Annotated in this window: 21 protein-coding genes; 2 read left to right on the top strand and 19 right to left on the bottom strand. The window is 68.3% G+C overall.

What is annotated here, in order from left to right:
- Nucleotides 1-179 precede the first annotated feature (179 nt).
- The 15 genes from STRVI_RS47375 to rpsJ all read right to left on the bottom strand — a co-directional run bounded on the left by STRVI_RS47375 (nt 180) and on the right by rpsJ (nt 7,038).
- The gene (locus STRVI_RS47375) at nt 180-365 is read right to left on the bottom strand and encodes a type Z 30S ribosomal protein S14 (RefSeq protein WP_003948630.1); all 186 of its coding nucleotides are present in this window, start codon (nt 363-365) and stop codon (nt 180-182) included.
- A gap of 3 nt (nt 366-368) precedes the next feature.
- Nucleotides 369-929: a 50S ribosomal protein L5 gene (gene rplE / locus STRVI_RS03170; protein ID WP_014054174.1), complete on the bottom strand. Its 561-nt coding sequence runs from the start codon at nt 927-929 to the stop codon at nt 369-371.
- Nucleotides 929-1,252 carry a 50S ribosomal protein L24 gene (rplX, locus tag STRVI_RS03165; RefSeq protein WP_014054173.1) on the bottom strand — a complete coding sequence of 108 codons (324 nt, stop codon included), beginning with the start codon at nt 1,250-1,252 and terminating at the stop codon, nt 929-931. The genes rplE and rplX overlap by 1 nt, the downstream gene beginning before the upstream one ends.
- Before the next feature lie 3 nt (nt 1,253-1,255).
- Nucleotides 1,256-1,624, bottom strand: coding sequence for a 50S ribosomal protein L14 (gene rplN / locus STRVI_RS03160; protein WP_003998823.1), 369 nt, complete (start codon nt 1,622-1,624; stop codon nt 1,256-1,258).
- Nucleotides 1,625-1,754: 130 nt separating this feature from the next.
- Nucleotides 1,755-2,042: a 30S ribosomal protein S17 gene (gene rpsQ / locus STRVI_RS03155; protein WP_014054172.1), complete on the bottom strand. Its 288-nt coding sequence runs from the start codon at nt 2,040-2,042 to the stop codon at nt 1,755-1,757.
- Nucleotides 2,042-2,266 carry a 50S ribosomal protein L29 gene (gene rpmC, locus STRVI_RS03150; protein WP_014054171.1) on the bottom strand — a complete coding sequence of 75 codons (225 nt, stop codon included), beginning with the start codon at nt 2,264-2,266 and terminating at the stop codon, nt 2,042-2,044. Before rpmC ends, rpsQ begins: the two co-directional genes overlap by 1 nt.
- On the bottom strand, nt 2,266-2,685 hold the full coding sequence (gene rplP / locus STRVI_RS03145) for a 50S ribosomal protein L16 (protein ID WP_014054170.1): 420 nt from the start codon (nt 2,683-2,685) through the stop codon (nt 2,266-2,268). Before rplP ends, rpmC begins: the two co-directional genes overlap by 1 nt.
- Nucleotides 2,686-2,690: 5 nt before the next feature.
- Nucleotides 2,691-3,518 (bottom strand): 30S ribosomal protein S3, encoded by an 828-nt coding sequence (gene rpsC / locus STRVI_RS03140; RefSeq protein WP_014054169.1) that lies wholly within the window; start codon nt 3,516-3,518, stop codon nt 2,691-2,693.
- Nucleotides 3,518-3,865 (bottom strand): 50S ribosomal protein L22, encoded by a 348-nt coding sequence (gene rplV / locus STRVI_RS03135; RefSeq protein WP_014054168.1) that lies wholly within the window; start codon nt 3,863-3,865, stop codon nt 3,518-3,520. The genes rpsC and rplV overlap by 1 nt, the downstream gene beginning before the upstream one ends.
- Before the next feature lie 40 nt (nt 3,866-3,905).
- Nucleotides 3,906-4,187 carry a 30S ribosomal protein S19 gene (gene rpsS / locus STRVI_RS03130; protein ID WP_014054167.1) on the bottom strand — a complete coding sequence of 94 codons (282 nt, stop codon included), beginning with the start codon at nt 4,185-4,187 and terminating at the stop codon, nt 3,906-3,908.
- A 12-nt stretch (nt 4,188-4,199) separates the two neighbouring features.
- Nucleotides 4,200-5,036, bottom strand: coding sequence for a 50S ribosomal protein L2 (gene rplB, locus STRVI_RS03125; RefSeq protein WP_014054166.1), 837 nt, complete (start codon nt 5,034-5,036; stop codon nt 4,200-4,202).
- 47 nt (nt 5,037-5,083) lie between these two features.
- A complete protein-coding gene (gene rplW, locus STRVI_RS03120; protein ID WP_014054165.1) occupies nt 5,084-5,410 on the bottom strand; it encodes a 50S ribosomal protein L23 in 327 nt (108 codons plus the stop codon).
- Entirely contained in the window at nt 5,410-6,063 is a 654-nt protein-coding gene (gene rplD, locus STRVI_RS03115; protein ID WP_014054164.1) for a 50S ribosomal protein L4, read from the bottom strand. The genes rplW and rplD overlap by 1 nt, the downstream gene beginning before the upstream one ends.
- 8 nt (nt 6,064-6,071) lie before the next feature.
- Nucleotides 6,072-6,716 carry a 50S ribosomal protein L3 gene (rplC, locus tag STRVI_RS03110; RefSeq protein WP_014054163.1) on the bottom strand — a complete coding sequence of 215 codons (645 nt, stop codon included), beginning with the start codon at nt 6,714-6,716 and terminating at the stop codon, nt 6,072-6,074.
- Between the two features lie 13 nt (nt 6,717-6,729).
- The gene (rpsJ, locus tag STRVI_RS03105) at nt 6,730-7,038 is read right to left on the bottom strand and encodes a 30S ribosomal protein S10 (RefSeq protein WP_014054162.1); all 309 of its coding nucleotides are present in this window, start codon (nt 7,036-7,038) and stop codon (nt 6,730-6,732) included.
- Nucleotides 7,039-7,518: 480 nt separating this feature from the next.
- On the opposite strand from rpsJ, the gene STRVI_RS03100 reads away from it, so the two are divergent.
- On the top strand, nt 7,519-8,523 hold the full coding sequence (locus tag STRVI_RS03100; RefSeq protein ID WP_014054160.1) for a GNAT family N-acetyltransferase: 1,005 nt from the start codon (nt 7,519-7,521) through the stop codon (nt 8,521-8,523).
- Nucleotides 8,524-8,736: 213 nt separating this feature from the next.
- Nucleotides 8,737-10,893, top strand: coding sequence for a PIG-L family deacetylase (locus tag STRVI_RS03095; RefSeq protein ID WP_251982547.1), 2,157 nt, complete (start codon nt 8,737-8,739; stop codon nt 10,891-10,893).
- Nucleotides 10,894-11,462: 569 nt separating this feature from the next.
- Here STRVI_RS03095 and STRVI_RS03090 read toward each other — a convergent pair.
- The 4 genes from STRVI_RS03090 to fusA form a co-directional block, all read right to left on the bottom strand.
- Nucleotides 11,463-12,626 (bottom strand): SRPBCC family protein, encoded by a 1,164-nt coding sequence (locus STRVI_RS03090; RefSeq protein ID WP_014054158.1) that lies wholly within the window; start codon nt 12,624-12,626, stop codon nt 11,463-11,465.
- The gene (locus tag STRVI_RS03085; RefSeq protein WP_251982546.1) at nt 12,619-13,206 is read right to left on the bottom strand and encodes a hypothetical protein; all 588 of its coding nucleotides are present in this window, start codon (nt 13,204-13,206) and stop codon (nt 12,619-12,621) included. Before STRVI_RS03085 ends, STRVI_RS03090 begins: the two co-directional genes overlap by 8 nt.
- 116 nt (nt 13,207-13,322) lie before the next feature.
- Nucleotides 13,323-14,516, bottom strand: coding sequence for an elongation factor Tu (gene tuf / locus STRVI_RS03080; RefSeq protein ID WP_014054156.1), 1,194 nt, complete (start codon nt 14,514-14,516; stop codon nt 13,323-13,325).
- 225 nt (nt 14,517-14,741) lie between these two features.
- Nucleotides 14,742-16,862, bottom strand: a complete 2,121-nt coding sequence (fusA, locus tag STRVI_RS03075) for an elongation factor G (RefSeq protein ID WP_014054155.1) — start codon at nt 16,860-16,862, stop codon at nt 14,742-14,744.
- Between the last annotated feature and the right edge of the window lie 8 nt (nt 16,863-16,870).

The following is a 16,870-nucleotide window of genomic DNA, read 5'->3' as shown; positions in this document are numbered from 1 at the left end:
GGGGACCTACGGCGTAGTAAGGATTCTGGGCGGCGAGCGCCCAACCGTTCCACTCTACGGGAGTGGACGGGCGGGGCTCGCCATCCATTTACTTACCGAGAGTCCGGTACCAGCCCAAAATTCCATCTTTCGCCCGCCAGAGCGTCCGTTGAGGGCGGTGGCGGGAGACGGGTGGGCTGTTACCAGGAGCTCTTGGTCACGCCCGGCAGCTCGCCACGGTGAGCCATCTCACGAAGGCACACGCGGCACAGGCCGAACTTACGGTAGACAGAGTGCGGACGTCCGCAACGCTGGCAGCGCGTGTATCCACGCACGCCGAACTTGGGCTTGCGGGCGGCCTTGGCAATGAGAGCCTTCTTCGCCACGGCTCACGCCTCCTTGAACGGGAAGCCGAGGTGACGCAGCAGGGCGCGGCCCTCGTCGTCGTTGGTCGCCGTGGTCACCACGGTGATGTCCATACCTCGGACGCGGTCGATCTTGTCCTGGTCGATCTCGTGGAACATGACCTGCTCCGTGAGACCGAAGGTGTAGTTGCCCCGGCCGTCGAACTGCTTCGGCGACAGACCGCGGAAGTCGCGGATGCGCGGCAGCGCGAGCGACACCAGACGGTCCAGGAACTCCCACATGCGGTCACCGCGGAGGGTGACGTGGGCGCCGATCGGCTGGCCCTCACGCAGCTTGAACTGCGCGATGGACTTACGGGCCTTGGTGACGGCGGGCTTCTGGCCGGTGATCGTGGAGAGGTCGCGGATGGCGCCCTCGATCAGCTTGGAGTCGCGGGCGGCGTCGCCCACACCCATGTTGACCACGACCTTGGTCAGACCCGGGATCTGCATGACGTTCTCGTAGGAGAACTGCTCCTGCAGCTTGCCCTGGATCTCTTCGCGGTAGCGCGCCTTGAGGCGCGGTGCAGTGGTGGTGGCAGTCATCAGATGTCCTCACCGGTCCGCTTGGCAACGCGGATCTTGTTGCCCTCGTCGTCGAAGCGGTACCCGACGCGGGTGACGACCTTGTTGCCGTCCTTCTCCACCACGAGCTGTACGTTGCTCACGTGGATCGGGGCTTCGGTCGTCACGATGCCGCCGGTCTTCGAACCACGAGCGGTCTGTCCGGCCTTGGTGTGCTTCTTGACCCGGTTGACACCCTCGACCAGGACCCGGTCCTCGCGCGGGAAGGCCGCGATGACCTTGCCCTGCTTGCCCTTGTCCTTACCGGTGATGACCTGGACCAGGTCGCCCTTCTTGATCTTCATCGGTTACAGCACCTCCGGCGCGAGCGAGATGATCTTCATGAACTTCTTCTCGCGCAGCTCACGGCCCACCGGGCCGAAGATACGGGTGCCACGGGGGTCGCCATCGTTCTTGAGGATGACGGCCGCGTTCTCGTCGAAGCGAATGTACGAACCGTCCGGGCGGCGGCGCTCCTTGACGGTGCGCACGATGACCGCCTTGACGACGTCACCCTTCTTCACGTTGCCACCGGGGATCGCGTCCTTGACGGTGGCGACGATGACGTCACCGATGCCCGCGTAGCGGCGACCGGAGCCACCGAGAACACGGATGCAAAGGATTTCCTTCGCGCCCGTGTTGTCGGCGACGCGCAGTCGCGACTCCTGCTGGATCACGTCTATCTCCTGATCGTCTGCCGGTTCCCGGCAGGGGCTGAATTGTCCAGCCCCTGCCGAGCCTGGCGGAACTGTCCTGCGGACTATTGCCCGCAGGCTGCGTTACTTGGAATTCCCTTGCGGGAATTACCTACTTGGCCTTCTCGAGGATCTCCACGACGCGCCAGCGCTTGGTCGCGGACAGCGGCCGGGTCTCCATCAGGAGGACACGGTCGCCGACACCCGCGGCGTTCTGCTCGTCGTGCGCCTTGAGCTTGTTCGTACGGCGGATGACCTTGCCGTACAGCGCGTGCTTGACGCGGTCCTCGACGGCGACGACGACGGTCTTGTCCATCTTGTCGCTGACGACCAGACCCTCACGGGTCTTGCGGAAGCCGCGGTTCTGCGTTGCGTTCTCAGTCACATTCGTCTCGCTCATCAGGCGCTCTCCACCGTCTCGATGCCGAGCTCGCGCTCCCGCATCAGGGTGTAGATCCGGGCGATGTCCTTGCGGACGGCCTTCAGCCGGCCGTGGTTCTCAAGCTGTCCGGTCGCCGCCTGGAAGCGGAGGTTGAACAGCTCTTCCTTGGCCTCACTGAGCTTGCCAACGAGGTCCTCGTTGTTCAGCTCACGCAGCTCGGACGCCTTGGTACCGGCCGCCATCACGACTCACCTGCCTCGCGCCGCACGATCCGGCACTTCATCGGGAGCTTGTGAGCAGCGCGGGTGAGCGCCTCACGCGCAGTCTTCTCGTTCGGGAAGGACAGCTCGAACATCACCCGGCCGGGCTTGACGTTCGCGACCCACCACTCCGGCGAACCCTTACCGGAACCCATGCGGGTCTCGGCAGGCTTCTTCGTCAGCGGACGGTCCGGGTAGATGTTGATCCAGACCTTGCCGCCACGCTTGATGTGGCGGGTCATCGCGATACGAGCGGCCTCGATCTGACGGTTGGTGACGTACGCCGGGGTGACGGCCTGGATGCCGTACTCGCCGAACGCCAGCTCCGTGCCGCCCTTGGCCATGCCGGACCGCTTGGGGTGGTGCTGCTTGCGGTGCTTGACCCTGCGAGGGATCAGCATGTCGGTCAGGCCTCCGTTCCGGTGCTCTCAGCAGCCGGAGCGGCGGTGGCCTCGGCCTTGGGGGCCTCGGCGGGGGCGCTCTGCTGCTGCTGCGGCTTACGGCCACGGCCACCGCGCTCGCCACCACGGCGCTGCGGGCGGTCGCTGCCACCGCGCGACGGGCGGTTGCCGGCGCGGGCGGCGGCGTTCTCGGCACGGACCTCGGCGATGTTCTTGACGTCGCCCTTGTAGATCCACACCTTGACGCCGATGCGGCCGAAGGTGGTCTTGGCCTCGAAGAAGCCGTAGTCGACGTTGGCACGGAGCGTGTGCAGGGGCACCCGGCCCTCGCGGTAGAACTCCGAGCGCGACATCTCGGCGCCGCCGAGACGGCCACCACACTGGATCTTGATGCCCTTGGCACCGGCCTTCATCGAGCTCTGCATCGACTTGCGCATCGCACGACGGAAGGAGACGCGGGAGGAGAGCTGCTCGGCGACGGCCTGGGCCACGAGCTGAGCGTCGACCTCGGGGTTCTTCACCTCGAGGATGTTGAGCTGCACCTGCTTGCCGGTCAGCTTCTCCAGCTCGCCACGGATACGGTCGGCCTCCGCGCCGCGGCGGCCGATGACGATGCCCGGCCGGGCGGTGTGGATGTCGACACGGACGCGGTCACGGGTGCGCTCGATCTCCACCTTGGAGATGCCCGCGCGCTCCATGCCCTTCGTCATCATCCGGCGGATGGCGACGTCTTCCTTGACGTAGTCCTTGTACAGCTTGTCGGCGTACCAGCGCGACTTGAAGTCGGTGGTGATGCCGAGCCGGAACCCGTGCGGGTTAACCTTCTGGCCCATTACCGGGTTCCTTCCTTGCTGCTGACGACCACGGTGATGTGGCTGGTCCGCTTGCGGATCCGGTAGGCGCGGCCCTGGGCACGCGGACGGAACCGCTTCAGGGTCGGGCCCTCGTCGACGTACGCCTCGGAGATGACGAGGCTGTCGGCGTCGGTGTGGTCGTAGTTGTGCGCGGCGTTGGCAATGGCGCTGTCCAGCACCTTGCCGACCGGCACGCTCGCGGCCTGCGGGGCGAAACGCAGGACCGCCTGAGCCTCCGTGGCACTCATGCCACGGATGAGGTCCACCACGCGGCGGGCCTTCATGGGCGTGACGCGGATGTACCGCGCCTGGGCCCTGGCTTCCATGGTTGTCCCTTCGGTGTCTGTCATGAGTCTTTTCCGCCGATCAGCGACGACGCGACTTACGGTCGTCCTTCTCGTGGCCGCGGAAGGTGCGGGTCGGCGCGAATTCGCCGAGCTTGTGGCCGACCATCGACTCGGTGACGAACACCGGGACGTGCTTGCGGCCGTCGTGCACCGCGATCGTGTGGCCGAGCATGGCCGGGACGATCATCGAGCGGCGGGACCAGGTCTTGATGACGTTCTTGGTGCCGGCTTCGTTCTGGACATCCACCTTCTTGCTCAGGTGGTCGTCGACGAAGGGCCCCTTCTTGAGACTGCGCGGCATCTAAACCCGCTCCTAGCGCTTCTTGTTCGTCTTGCGGCGGCGGACGATGTACTTGTTGCTGGCCTTCTTCGGCGAGCGCGTACGGCCCTCCTTCTGACCCCACGGCGAGACCGGGTGGCGACCACCGGAGGTCTTGCCCTCACCACCACCGTGCGGGTGGTCGACGGGGTTCATGACCACACCACGAACGGTCGGGCGGACGCCCTTCCAGCGCATGCGGCCGGCCTTGCCCCAGTTGATGTTCGACTGCTCGGCGTTGCCGACCTCGCCGACGGTGGCGCGGCAGCGGACGTCGACCAGGCGGATCTCACCGGACGGCATGCGGAGGTGGGCCATGGAGCCCTCCTTCGCCAGCAGCTGCACGGAGGCACCCGCGGAGCGGGCGAACTTCGCGCCGCCGCCGGGCCGCAGCTCGATGGCGTGGAGCGTGGTACCAACCGGGATGTTGCGCAGCGAGAGGTTGTTACCGGGCTTGATGTCGGCGCCGGGGCCGTTCTCGATCCGGTCGCCCTGCTTCAGGCCGCGCGGCGCGAGGACGTAGCGCTTCTCGCCGTCGGCGTAGTGCAGCAGCGCGATGCGCGCGGTGCGGTTGGGGTCGTATTCGATGTGTGCGACCTTCGCCGGGACGCCGTCCTTGTCGTGACGGCGGAAGTCGATCACGCGGTACGCACGCTTGTGACCGCCACCCTGGTGGCGGACCGTGATGCGGCCGGCGTTGTTACGACCACCCTTGCTGTGCAGCGGGCGGACCAGCGACTTCTCCGGCGTGGACCGCGTGATCTCGACGAAGTCGGCGACGCTGGAGCCACGACGGCCCGGGGTCGTCGGCTTGTACTTGCGGATACCCATTTCTCAGTCCTCGGAAGATTCCGGACTTCTGGACGTTCCGATCTCCGTTAGGAGACCGGGCCGCCGAAGATGTCGATGCGGTCGCCCTCGGCGAGGGTCACGATGGCGCGCTTGGTGTCCTTGCGCTTGCCGTAACCGGTCTTGGTGCGCTTGCGCTTACCCTGCCGGTTGATCGTGTTGACCCCGGTGACCTTGACCGAGAAGACCGCCTCGACGGCCTGCTTGATCTGGGTCTTGTTGGCGCCGGGCGCGACGATGAACGTGTACTTGTTCTCGTCGAGCAGCGCGTAGCTCTTCTCCGAGACCACCGGCTTGACGAGAATGTCTCGGGGGTCGGTGAAGGTCTTGCTGGTGACAGCGGTCGCCTCACTCATCAGGCGGCGCTCCCTTCGGTCTTCTCAGCGGCCTTGGGACCAGCCACGAAGGACTCGAAGGCGGCCTTGGTGAAGACCACGTCGTCGGAGACGAGCACGTCGTACGTGTTCAGCTGGCCCGGCTCCAGGATGTGCACCTGGGGCAGGTTGCGGGCGGACAGCCACGCGGCCTCGTCGCTCCGCTCGGCGACCAGGAGCAGGTTCTTGCGCTCGCTGATCTTGCCCAGCAGGGTCTTCGCGGCCTTGGTGGAGATGTCGCCGTCGACCACGCCGGTCACGACGTGGATCCGCTCGTGGCGCGCCCGGTCGGAGAGGGCACCGCGCAGCGCGGCGGCCTTCATCTTCTTCGGGGTGCGCTGGCTGTAGTCGCGCGGCACGGGACCGTGCACGACGCCACCGCCGGCGAACTGCGGCGCGCGGGTCGAGCCCTGGCGCGCGCGGCCGGTGCCCTTCTGGCGGTAGGGCTTCTTGCCACCGCCCCGGACCTCGCCGCGGGTCTTGGTCTTGTGCGTGCCCTGGCGGGCAGCGGCCAGCTGGGCGACGACGACCTGGTGGATCAGCGGAATGCTGACCTGCGTGTCGAAGATCTCCGCGGGGAGCTCGACGGTCCCGGCCTTGTCGCCTGCCGGCGAAAGGATGTCAATGGTGCTCATCGGTTACCTCAGGCCCCCTTGGCCGCGGTACGGACCAGGACGAGGCCGCCGTTCGGACCAGGAACCGCTCCCTTGATCAGGAGCAGACCCTTCTCCGCGTCAACGGCGTGGACGGTCAGGTTCTGGGTGGTGACCCGCTCATTGCCCATGCGGCCGGCCATGCGCAGGCCCTTGAACACGCGGCCCGGGGTGGCGCAGCCACCGATGGAGCCCGGCGAGCGGTGCTTGCGCTGGGTGCCGTGGCCGGCGCCGAGGCCGGCGAAGCCGTGGCGCTTCATGACACCGGCGGTGCCCTTGCCCTTGCTGGTGCCGGTCACGTCGACCCTGACACCGGACTCGAACACCTCGGCCGTGACTTCCTGGCCGAGCGTGTACTCACCGGCGTCGGTGGTACGCAGCTCCACCAGGTGGCGGCGCGGGGTCACATCGGCCTTGGCGAAGTGGCCCTTGAGGGGCTTGTTCACCTTGCGCGGGTCGATCTCGCCGAAGGCGATCTGGACGGCGCTGTAGCCGTCCGCGTCATCGGTACGGACCTGGGTCACGACGCACGGACCGGCCTTGACGACGGTGACCGGGACGACACGGTTGTTCTCGTCCCACACCTGCGTCATGCCGAGCTTCTCGCCCAGGACGCCCTTGATCTGCTTAGCCATCTCGCGCGTCACCTCAGAGCTTGATCTCGATGTCGACGCCCGCCGGCAGGTCGAGACGCATCAGCGAGTCGACGGTCTTCGGCGTGGGGTCGAGGATGTCGATGAGGCGCTTGTGCGTACGCATCTCAAAGTGCTCGCGCGCGTCCTTGTACTTGTGCGGCGACTTGATGACGCAGTACACGTTCTTCTCTGTGGGCAGCGGCACCGGGCCCGCGACCGACGCACCAGTGCGCGTCACCGTCTCGACGATCTTCTTCGCCGAGGAGTCGATGACCTCGTGGTCGTAGGCCTTGAGCCGGATGCGGATCTTCTGTCCCGCCATGGCTACTTCGTAGTCCTGTCTCTCGTAACGCTCTGGGACCCGGTGGCGTGCGCGTCCTTCTCCACCCACTTCCGACCCACGCGGTCGGGTGTGTCGCAGTCCTTCTCATAGATCTCCATGCGGAGATCCCTGGTGAAGGGGGTTGCTGGGGGAGAAAGTCACCCACCGGGCGCCTGGCTGGGGCCCCGCTGACGCTTCCCGGAAGATTCCCGTACTTCCGCCCCTGATCAGGGGCGACGAGTACCGTGGGACTCGCTTCCAGTCCTCCCGGCGAGAGGCGCGCAGCATCGGCACTCAACCGAGCAACCTGGTCAGTGTGCCATAGCGGGCACCGCCGACGCCAATCAGGGAGCGGGGAAGCATACCCCCTACGAGTGAGCCCGCAAACCCGCGGCCAGCTCTACCGTGGCCCCTTCGCATGCTGGTGCGGCGTATCCCGCCCACGGTAGTTTCGGCGCGCCGAGAAGAGGGGGGATCGGAATGGCCGGTATGCCGCTGCGGGTGGAGATCTTACGGGCGGGCGAGGAGCACGTGGAGCAGATCGCGCGCCTCGCCAGGTCACGGAGTCTGAACGGGCCGGACGGCGCCCGAGGCCCGGTGCAGGGCGGCTCGACGGAGGGCGGCTTCCTGGTCTCGGCGTACACCGAGGCCGACTACCGCGCCCGGCTGGAGAGCGCCGAGCACTTCTATGTGGCGGTCAAGGGCGGGCAGGTGCTGGCGTTCCTGCTGGCCTACAGCTCCGACCGGGTCGAGCCGGACGAATGGCTGAACCGCCGGATCAAGACGGCGCTCGGCAGCTTCCTGGTGATCAAGCAGATCTGCGTGGCCCGGGACGCGGCACGGGGCGGGATCGCCTCGATGCTCTACTACCACGTCCTCGACCAGTGGCACGAGAGCCCGGTGATCGCCGCCGTGGTCAACGATCCGCCCAACGACGCGTCCGCGCGCTTCCACCACAAGCTCGGCTTCCAGGAGCTGACCCGGCTGACCCCGCCGGACGGGCTGCCCCGGGTGGTGTGGGTGTGGCGCAAACCACGTGAGGCGATGCTGCACGCGCAGTACGGGATCGCGGTGGACCTCTACAAGCACGAGGACAACCTCAACTGGCAGAAGCTGAACAACTTCTTCTACATCACGGCGGGCCTCGCTGCCGCCACCGCCTTCTGCCTCGGCAAGGAAGGCGCGGGAGGCACCCTGGGCAAGGGGCTTGCGATGATCATCGCGATCATCGGCATCGGGTTATCGCTGGGCTTCTCGCTGATGCTGCGCTTCGGCCGTCAGTACCTTCTGGCGCGCAAGGAGACGGTGATCGAGCTCGAGGAGTACATGGCCTGGCACGGTGGCGAGCGGATAGTGAATCGCCGCACCGACGACCCCGGCTCCGCCTATCTGAAGGTCTCCCCGACCGGCGCGATCATGATGCTGCTGCCCGTGCTGGTGGCGGCCTGCTGGCTCGCGGTGCTCGGGGTGCTGATCTCCGACTGAGCGACCCGGCTCCATCGTCATGGGCGCCCTCGTGCGCCCGTGCGCCCGCACGTCCTCGCGCCCTCGCGCCCTCGCGCCCTCGTAGCGAAGGACGATGTGTCCGGACTGTGACCGATACCTCCCGGCCATAGGGCAACCTGTCAAGATCATCGCCCGTCCTTTCACTCGGAGCAGCCGGCGACTACGCGCTGCCGAAGTGACAGGGTCACCAAATTGAACAGTCGATGGACAGTGCGGGGAACGGGCACCACCCGCAGGCAGACGCTGGCCGCGCTGGCGGCACTCACCGCGGCCGGAGCGGCCGGGGTCGCCGGGGTCGCCGGTTGCGGGGGTGGAGGCTCGCGTGGCACGGCATCCGTGCCCGCCGGGCCCGCGCGGGCCGATGGCCCCGGGGCGGCGGAGCCCTTCACCTCGACGGTGGGCGACAAGCAGGCGCTGCTGCTGCAGGTCATGGCGCACCCCGACGACGATCTGTACTTCATGAACCCGGACGCCGAGCAGGTGCTGCGCTCCGGCGTCCCGGTGGTGTGCGTGTACGTCACGGCCGGTGAGGCCCGGGGGATCAACCACCAGGCGGGGACGCCGATCCCGCCCGCCGACAAGGCCGCCTACTCCGCCTCCCGCCATCAGGGGCTGCGGCAGGCGTACGCGCGGATGATCGGGCTGAACCAGTTCGCGCCCTGGCAGCGGTCGGCGCTGCGGCTGCCCGGCGGGGTCACCGCGGAGACCAACACCCTCGCGAACGGGGCCCGCAGGGTCCGGCTGGTCTTCCTCAACATCGCGATGCTGTCGGAGGGCGGCGTACGGATCCCCGCGCTGTGGAGCACCCCGGGCGCCGTGATGAGCACCCTCCGAGCCGCCGGGTCCCCGGTTCCGCACCCGAGTTCGTACGGCCATCAGACGCTGGTCGACGTGCTCGCCGAGATCATGGACCGCTATCGGCCCACGCTGATCCACACGCTGGACCCGGACCCCGACTTCCAGGTGCACGACGTGCTGCACCCCAAGGACAACGATCAGCCGGGGTGCTCGGACCACCGCGACCACACCCCGGTCGCACTGTTCACCTGGAAGGCGATCGCCCAGTGGGTGGCCGCGTCCGCCCAGCGGGACAAGCACGCCCCGCGCTTCACCACCACCGCGTTCCGCGGCTACTACAACCAGCGCTGGCCGCACAATCTGCCGCCCGCGGTGCTCGCCCGGAAGGCGCGGGTGATCAAGTCCTACGGCGGCGCCCCGGACTGGGACTGCGGCAACGCGGCCGGTTGCGGCGACTACGGCCAGGGCGGCGTGCGCCCGCTGCGGAACCGTAAGGGCTGGATCCGCTCCACCCACTACCGCTACCCCACCGCCCTGCCCGCCCCCACCACCGACGCCCAGGGCCGGCTCGTGGCGTACGGCGTGCTCGGCGCCCAGGCCGTGCGGTGGCGCGAGACGGCACCCGGCAGCGGGCGGTTCGGTGCGCCGCTGGGGCTCGGCGGCGGACCGCTCGCCCCGGCCCTCACCGCGGTGCGGGACAGCGCGGGGCGGCAGGTGCTGTTCGCCCTGCGGTTCGCTGCGCTGGGCGGCCAAGGCGCGGCCGGCCTGCGCGAGATCGTGGTGCTGGAACAGCGCCGCCCGGACGGCCCGTTCCGCGCCTGGACCGGACTCGGCACCCCCGAGACCAGCACCGAACACGGCCGCCGGGTCGGCTGCCCGGCGGCGGTCGCCACCCCCGACGGCCGGGTCCATCTCTTCGTACGGACCGCGGACAAGGGCCTGGCCACCCGAGTACGGGACGGGAGCGGCCACTGGAGTCCCTGGCAGCGGCTCGGCGGCGCCGAGGTCCAGGACGGGATGACCGCGCTGCTGGACGCGGAGGAGCGGGTCCATGTCCTCGCCCCCGGCCGCGACACCGTCCACCACTGGGCCCAGGAGTGGGCCGGTGGCCCGGTCGCCCTGCGCCCGCCGACCGGTCTGCCGCGCCCCGGCGGGGATCCGCTGGGCGCCGCGGTGGCCCCCGACGGCTCGCTCACACTGGTCTACCGCACCCCCGCGGCCACCGTGCCCGCCGTCCACGGCGACGACACCTCGCTCACGGTGCGGCACTTCGAGGGCTACGGGGCGATCGCCGCGCACACCGTGGCCGAACCCTCCGGCCGACGCGAGGCGAAGACGCTGCTGCTGGTCGGCCGCGACCTGGGCGGGGAGGTCCAGGTCCAGTACGGCACCGGCCCGGACGCCAGGCCCCTGCGCTCCCCCGGCCGCCTGATCCCGGTCGGCGCGCCGGCACTGCTGGCGGACGACGGGCACCAGGGCGTCTGCGTGGTGGGCATGGCCCCGGACGCCACCCCATGGATCTGGCGCCCACGCCCCACGTCGCGCGCATAGCGCCCTCCCGGACCCCGCTCAGCGGGCGGGGCCCGGGGCGGCATCCCCGGTGCACGTCCGGGCCCGCATCCCCGGCGCCTCATGCCCCCGGGGTGCCCCCGGGCGGCATCCCTGGTCCACGCCCCAGTACGCACGGGCGCGGTGCAGCGACCCTCAGTCCACGTACCAGTGCGGCGCCCCTGGACGGCCTCCCCAACCCGCATCCCCGGCGCCTCATCCCCCGGGAGTGCCCCCGGGCGGCATCCCTGGTCCACGCCCCGGTGCGGTGCCCTCCTGTCCGGTGCCCCCGGTGGGCAGCGCCCCCGGTGCGCCGCTAGGCGGCTGCCCCGGGCCGCGTACCCGGTGCAGCGATCCTCGGTCCGCGTCCCAGTGCGGCGCCCATGAAAGGGGCACGCCGATCCGCGGGCCTGGTGCGGCCACCCCGATCCGCGTACCCGGTGCGGCCTTCCCGATCCGCGTCCGGCAGACCTTCCCGCCGTACGGCATGACCGGGCCCCACCCGCCGTCTCCGGTCCGGGTGGGGCCCGGTCATGTCCGGCTCTCGGCCGGGGGCGCGTTGGTGTGCGCGCTCAGCGCCGGGCCGCGGCGGCGCGCCGTCGCTGGCGGGGGACCTTGGATTCCTCGGCCTCTTCGGGCAGTTCGGGCTCTTCGGGCTGCTCGGACTCCTCGTACGCCTCGGCGTCCTCCGGCTCCTCCTCGTCCTCCTCGAAACCGGATTCCGGCTCGGACTCGGCGTCTTCGGGCTCCTCCTCGTACTCCTCCTCCGGCGCCTCGTCCTCATCCGCATCCGCGGCCGCGCCGTCGTCGTCCTCGTACGCGTCCTCCGCCTCGTCCGCGCGCTCTTCCCCGGCGTCGCCTTCGACTTCGCCCTCGTCGCCGGACTCGGCCCGCGGCTCATCGGCTTCTCCCCCGGCCTCGGCCTCGTCCCCGGCCTTGTCGCGCTCTTCCTCTTCCACGGCCGTCTCGTGGTCCCGCACGACCTCGCCGTCCCGGATCTCGCCGCGCCAGCCGTCCGTGGCCTCGCCGCGCATCATGATGAACTTGCGGTAGAGCTTCAGGTCGAGGCGCGCCCGTCGGCCCTGGGCCCGCCAGATGTTGCCGGTCTTCTCGAAGAGGCCCTTGGGGAAGTACTCCAGGACCAGCAGCACCCGGGTGAGGTTGTCGCCGAGCGGATGGAAGGTGACGACGCCCTTGACGGTGCCCTTCGCACCCTCGGTGGTCCAGGTGATCCGCTCGTCGGGCACCTGCTCGGTGACGTTCGCCCGCCAGCTACGGGTGGACTTGGCGACCTTCACCTTCCAGTTGCTGCTGGTGTCGTCGGCCTTCTCGACGCTGACGACCCCCTTGGCGAAGGTGCTGAACTCCTGGAACTGGGTCCACTGGTCGTACGCCTCGCGGACCGGCACGCCGACGTCGATGTCCTCGACGACCGTCACGCTCTTCGACTTGCCGCCTCCGCTCTTGCCCCGGCCCTTGCCGAAGGCGCCCTTGACCTTCTCCTTCAGCGACTCCTTGAGTGAATCCTTCAACTGGGACGAGCCGGCCTTCATCAGCGCCTGCCCAGGCGACTTGCCCTCGGCGAGGGACTGCGCGCCCTTGGCGAGACCGGTGCCGAGACCGGAGATCGCATGCGTCGCCCGCGCCTGGACGTAGTGGCGCAGCTCGTCCTTGAGGCGGTCGGTGGCCGGGTTCCTGACGATGTCGTCCTTGAGCTTGCCCAGCGTGTCAGCCATTGCGGCCCCCCGCGGTGCTGGCGGTCTTCTTGGCCCGGGCGGCACCGGAGGAGGCGGTCTTCTTCGCCTTGCCGGAGCCGGAGGCGGCGGTCTTCTTCGCCGGGCGGGCCGGGGCCTTGGCCGCCGCCTTGCGCGGAGGCTTCGGCGGCCTCGGTTTCCGCTTCGGCTCGGATTCCGCGTCGGCATCCTCCGTCTGGGCGGGTTCATCGTCCTCGGCGCGGTCCTCGCCCTCGGCGCGGTCCTCGTCCCGGGCGTCGTCCTCGTCCTCGCCCCGCTCCTCCTCGCCCGCACCGCGCAGCAACGCGGTGCGCTCATGCAGCGAATCGGCGAGGCCGCCCACCCGGTCGGACACCGCCTTGGTCGCGGCCTGCCGGGTGGCGTCGACGAGTTCCTGGCGCACCTGTCCGTTGAGGCCGCTCAGCAGCGGCATCTCGGCGAGGGACTTCTTCAGCTGCTGCGGATCCAGCGTGATCTTCTTACCGGCCAGCAACATGCCCAGCCCGAAGGCGAGTTTCGCCTTCTTGGTGCGCCCGAGGAGGTAGCCTCCCACGATCGCGACCGTGATCTTGCCATTTGTCATCATCTGTTCGCTCCCGAAGTCGAACGCGGCTTCGATGTGGACGGCCGGGTACCCACATACGAAAGAGCCCCACCCGCCAGTGGCGAATGGGGCTCTTTGCTCCGGGGAGCGTCAGGTCACTTGTTGATCTTGGTGACCTGGCCGGCGCCGACGGTCCGGCCACCCTCACGGATGGCGAACTTCAGGCCCTCCTCCATGGCGACCGGCTGGATCAGGCTGACCGACATCTCGGTGTTGTCGCCCGGCATGACCATCTCGGTGCCCTCGGGGAGGGTCACAACGCCCGTCACGTCCGTGGTACGGAAGTAGAACTGCGGACGGTAGTTGTTGAAGAACGGCGTGTGGCGGCCACCCTCGTCCTTGGACAGGATGTACGCCTGGGCCTCGAACTCGGTGTGCGGCGTGACCGAACCCGGCTTGATGATGACCTGGCCGCGCTCGACGTCCTCGCGCTTGATGCCACGGAGCAGCAGACCGACGTTCTCACCGGCCTGGCCCTCATCGAGCAGCTTGCGGAACATCTCGATGCCGGTGACCGTGGTGGAGGTCTTCTCCTGCTTGATGCCCACGATGTCGACGTTCTCGTTGACCTTCAGCACACCGCGCTCGATACGGCCGGTGACGACCGTACCGCGACCGGTGATGGTGAAGACGTCCTCGATCGGCATCAGGAACGGCTTGTCGACGTCGCGCTCCGGCTGCGGGATGGACTCGTCGACGGCCTTCATCAGGTCGAGGACGGTCTTGCCCCACTCGGCGTCACCCTCGAGCGCCTTGAGCGCCGAGACCTTGACGACCGGCAGGTCGTCGCCCGGGAAGTCGTACTCGGAGAGCAGCTCACGGACCTCGAGCTCGACGAGCTCCATGATCTCCTCGTCGTCCACCATGTCGGCCTTGTTCAGGGCGACAACGATGTACGGCACGCCGACCTGGCGGGCCAGGAGCACGTGCTCCTTGGTCTGCGGCATCGGGCCGTCGGTGGCGGCGACCACGAGGATGGCGCCGTCCATCTGCGCGGCACCGGTGATCATGTTCTTGATGTAGTCCGCGTGACCGGGGCAGTCAACGTGCGCGTAGTGACGCGACTCGGTCTGGTACTCGACGTGCGCGATGGAGATGGTGATACCGCGCTGGCGCTCCTCAGGAGCCTTGTCGATCTGGTCGAAGGCCGAGGCCTCGTTCAGGTCCGGGTACGCGTCATGCAGCACCTTGGTGATCGCAGCGGTAAGCGTGGTCTTACCGTGGTCGATGTGACCGATGGTGCCGATGTTGACGTGCGGCTTAGTCCGCTCGAACTTCGCCTTCGCCACTGGGGTCCTCCTGTGGAGTGGTTCTGTAACGCATCCACGCTTTGCGGATGGGTTCAGGTTTTCTTACCGAACCGGCCAGGACCCCGAGGGGATGCCCTTCGCCGTATTCGTCTGGGGGCCGGCGCCAGGGGCTCCGTCCTGGAACGCGGTGGACGCGCTCCACGACGAATGTCCCGATGCCTTGTGCTTCCAGCCTAAAGGGTGAGGAAAGCGGATGAACCCGCCTTACTCGCCCTTGGCCTTCGCGATGATCTCCTCGGCGACGTTCCGCGGAACCTCGGCGTAGGAGTCGAACTGCATGGAGTAGCTGGCGCGGCCGGACGTCTTGCTGCGCAGGTCGCCCACGTAGCCGAACATCTCCGACAGCGGAACCAGGCCGGTGACCAGCTTGGCGCCGCTCCGCTCCTCCATGGACTGGATCTGCCCGCGACGGGAGTTGATGTCGCCGATCACGTCACCCATGTAGTCCTCGGGCGTGGTGACCTCGACCTTCATCATCGGCTCGAGCAGGGCCGGGCTGGCCTTGCGGGCAGCCTCCTTGAAGGCCATCGAACCGGCGATCTTGAACGCCATCTCGGACGAGTCGACCTCGTGGTAGCCACCGTCGAGCAGGGTGACCTTCACACCGGTCAGCGGGTAGCCCGCGAGCACGCCGAACTCCATGGCCTCCTGGCAGCCCGCGTCCACGGACGGGATGTACTCCCGCGGGATACGGCCACCGGTGACCTTGTTCTCGAACTCGTAGCCATCGCCCTCGAGCGGCGCCAGCGCGATCTGCACCTTCGCGAACTGGCCGGAACCACCAGTCTGCTTCTTGTGCGTGTAGTCGTACCGCTCGACCGCCTTGCGCAGCGTCTCGCGGTAGGCCACCTGCGGCTTACCGACGTTGGCCTCGACCTTGAACTCGCGGCGCATACGGTCGACCAGCACGTCCAGGTGCAGCTCGCCCATGCCGGAGATGATCGTCTGGCCGGTCTCCTCGTCGGTCTTGACGCGGAAGGACGGGTCCTCCTCGGCAAGCCGCTGGATCGCGACAGCGAGCTTCTCCTGGTCGCCCTTGGACTTCGGCTCGATGGCCACCTCGATGACCGGGGCCGGGAAGTCCATGGACTCCAGGATCACCGGGTTCGACGCGTCGGAGAGGGTCTCACCGGTAGTGGTCTGCTTCAGACCCATGACGGCGACGATGTCGCCGGCACCCACCGAGTCGATCTCCTCACGCTTGTTCGCGTGCATCCGGTAGATCTTGCCGATGCGCTCCTTCTTGCCCTTCACGGAGTTCAGCACCTGGGTGCCGGCGTCCATGCGGCCGGAGTACACACGGATGAAGGTGAGCTTGCCGAGATGCGGGTCGCTCGCGATCTTGAACGCCAGAGCCGAGAGCGGCTCCTCCTCGGACGGACGACGCTTGATGACCTCGTCCGGGTCCTTGACCGAGTGCCCCTCGATCGCCTCGATGTCGATCGGCGACGGGAGGTACCGGACCACGGCGTCGAGCAGGGGCTGCACGCCCTTGTTCTTGAACGCGGTGCCACAGAACACGGGGGTGACGGTGATGCCGCCGCCCTTGCCGGAGGCGATGGTGATGCGGCGGATCGCCGCGTAAAGCTGCTCCACGGTGGGCTCCTCGCCCTCCAGGTACAGCTCCATCATCTCTTCGTCGTTCTCGGCGACGCCCTCGAGCAGCTTGCCGCGCCACTCGTCGGCGGCCTCGGTGTGGGTCTCCGGGATGTCGACGGTGTCGTACATCTCACCCTTGGTCGCCTCGGCGGACCAGACCAGCGCCTTCATGGTGACGAGGTCGACGACACCCTTGAAGTCGGCCTCGGTGCCGATCGGCAGCTGCATGACCAGCGGCACCGCGCCCAGGCGGTCCGTGATCATGTCGACGCAGCGGTGGAACTCGGCACCGGTGCGGTCGAGCTTGTTGACGAAGCAGATACGCGGAACGCCGTAGCGGTCCGCCTGACGCCACACCGTCTCGGACTGCGGCTCCACACCGGCGACGCCATCGAACACGGTCACGGCACCGTCGAGCACGCGCAGCGAACGCTCCACCTCGACGGTGAAGTCGACGTGGCCCGGGGTGTCGATGATGTTGATGGTGTGATCGACGTTCTCAAGCGGCCAGTGACAGGTCGTCGCGGCCGACGTGATCGTGATGCCGCGCTCCTGCTCCTGCTCCATCCAGTCCATCGTGGCAGCGCCGTCGTGGACTTCACCGATCTTGTAGCTCACACCGGTGTAGAACAGAATCCGCTCGGTGGTGGTCGTCTTGCCCGCGTCGATGTGTGCCATGATCCCGATGTTGCGGACCTTGGCCAGGTCAAGTGAAGTGGTGGCCATCTGGCTCA

It is taken from the genome of Streptomyces violaceusniger Tu 4113, from assembly GCF_000147815.2.
GTDB lineage: Bacteria > Actinomycetota > Actinomycetes > Streptomycetales > Streptomycetaceae > Streptomyces > Streptomyces violaceusniger_A.
This window is presented reverse-complemented; position numbering and strand designations above follow the sequence as displayed.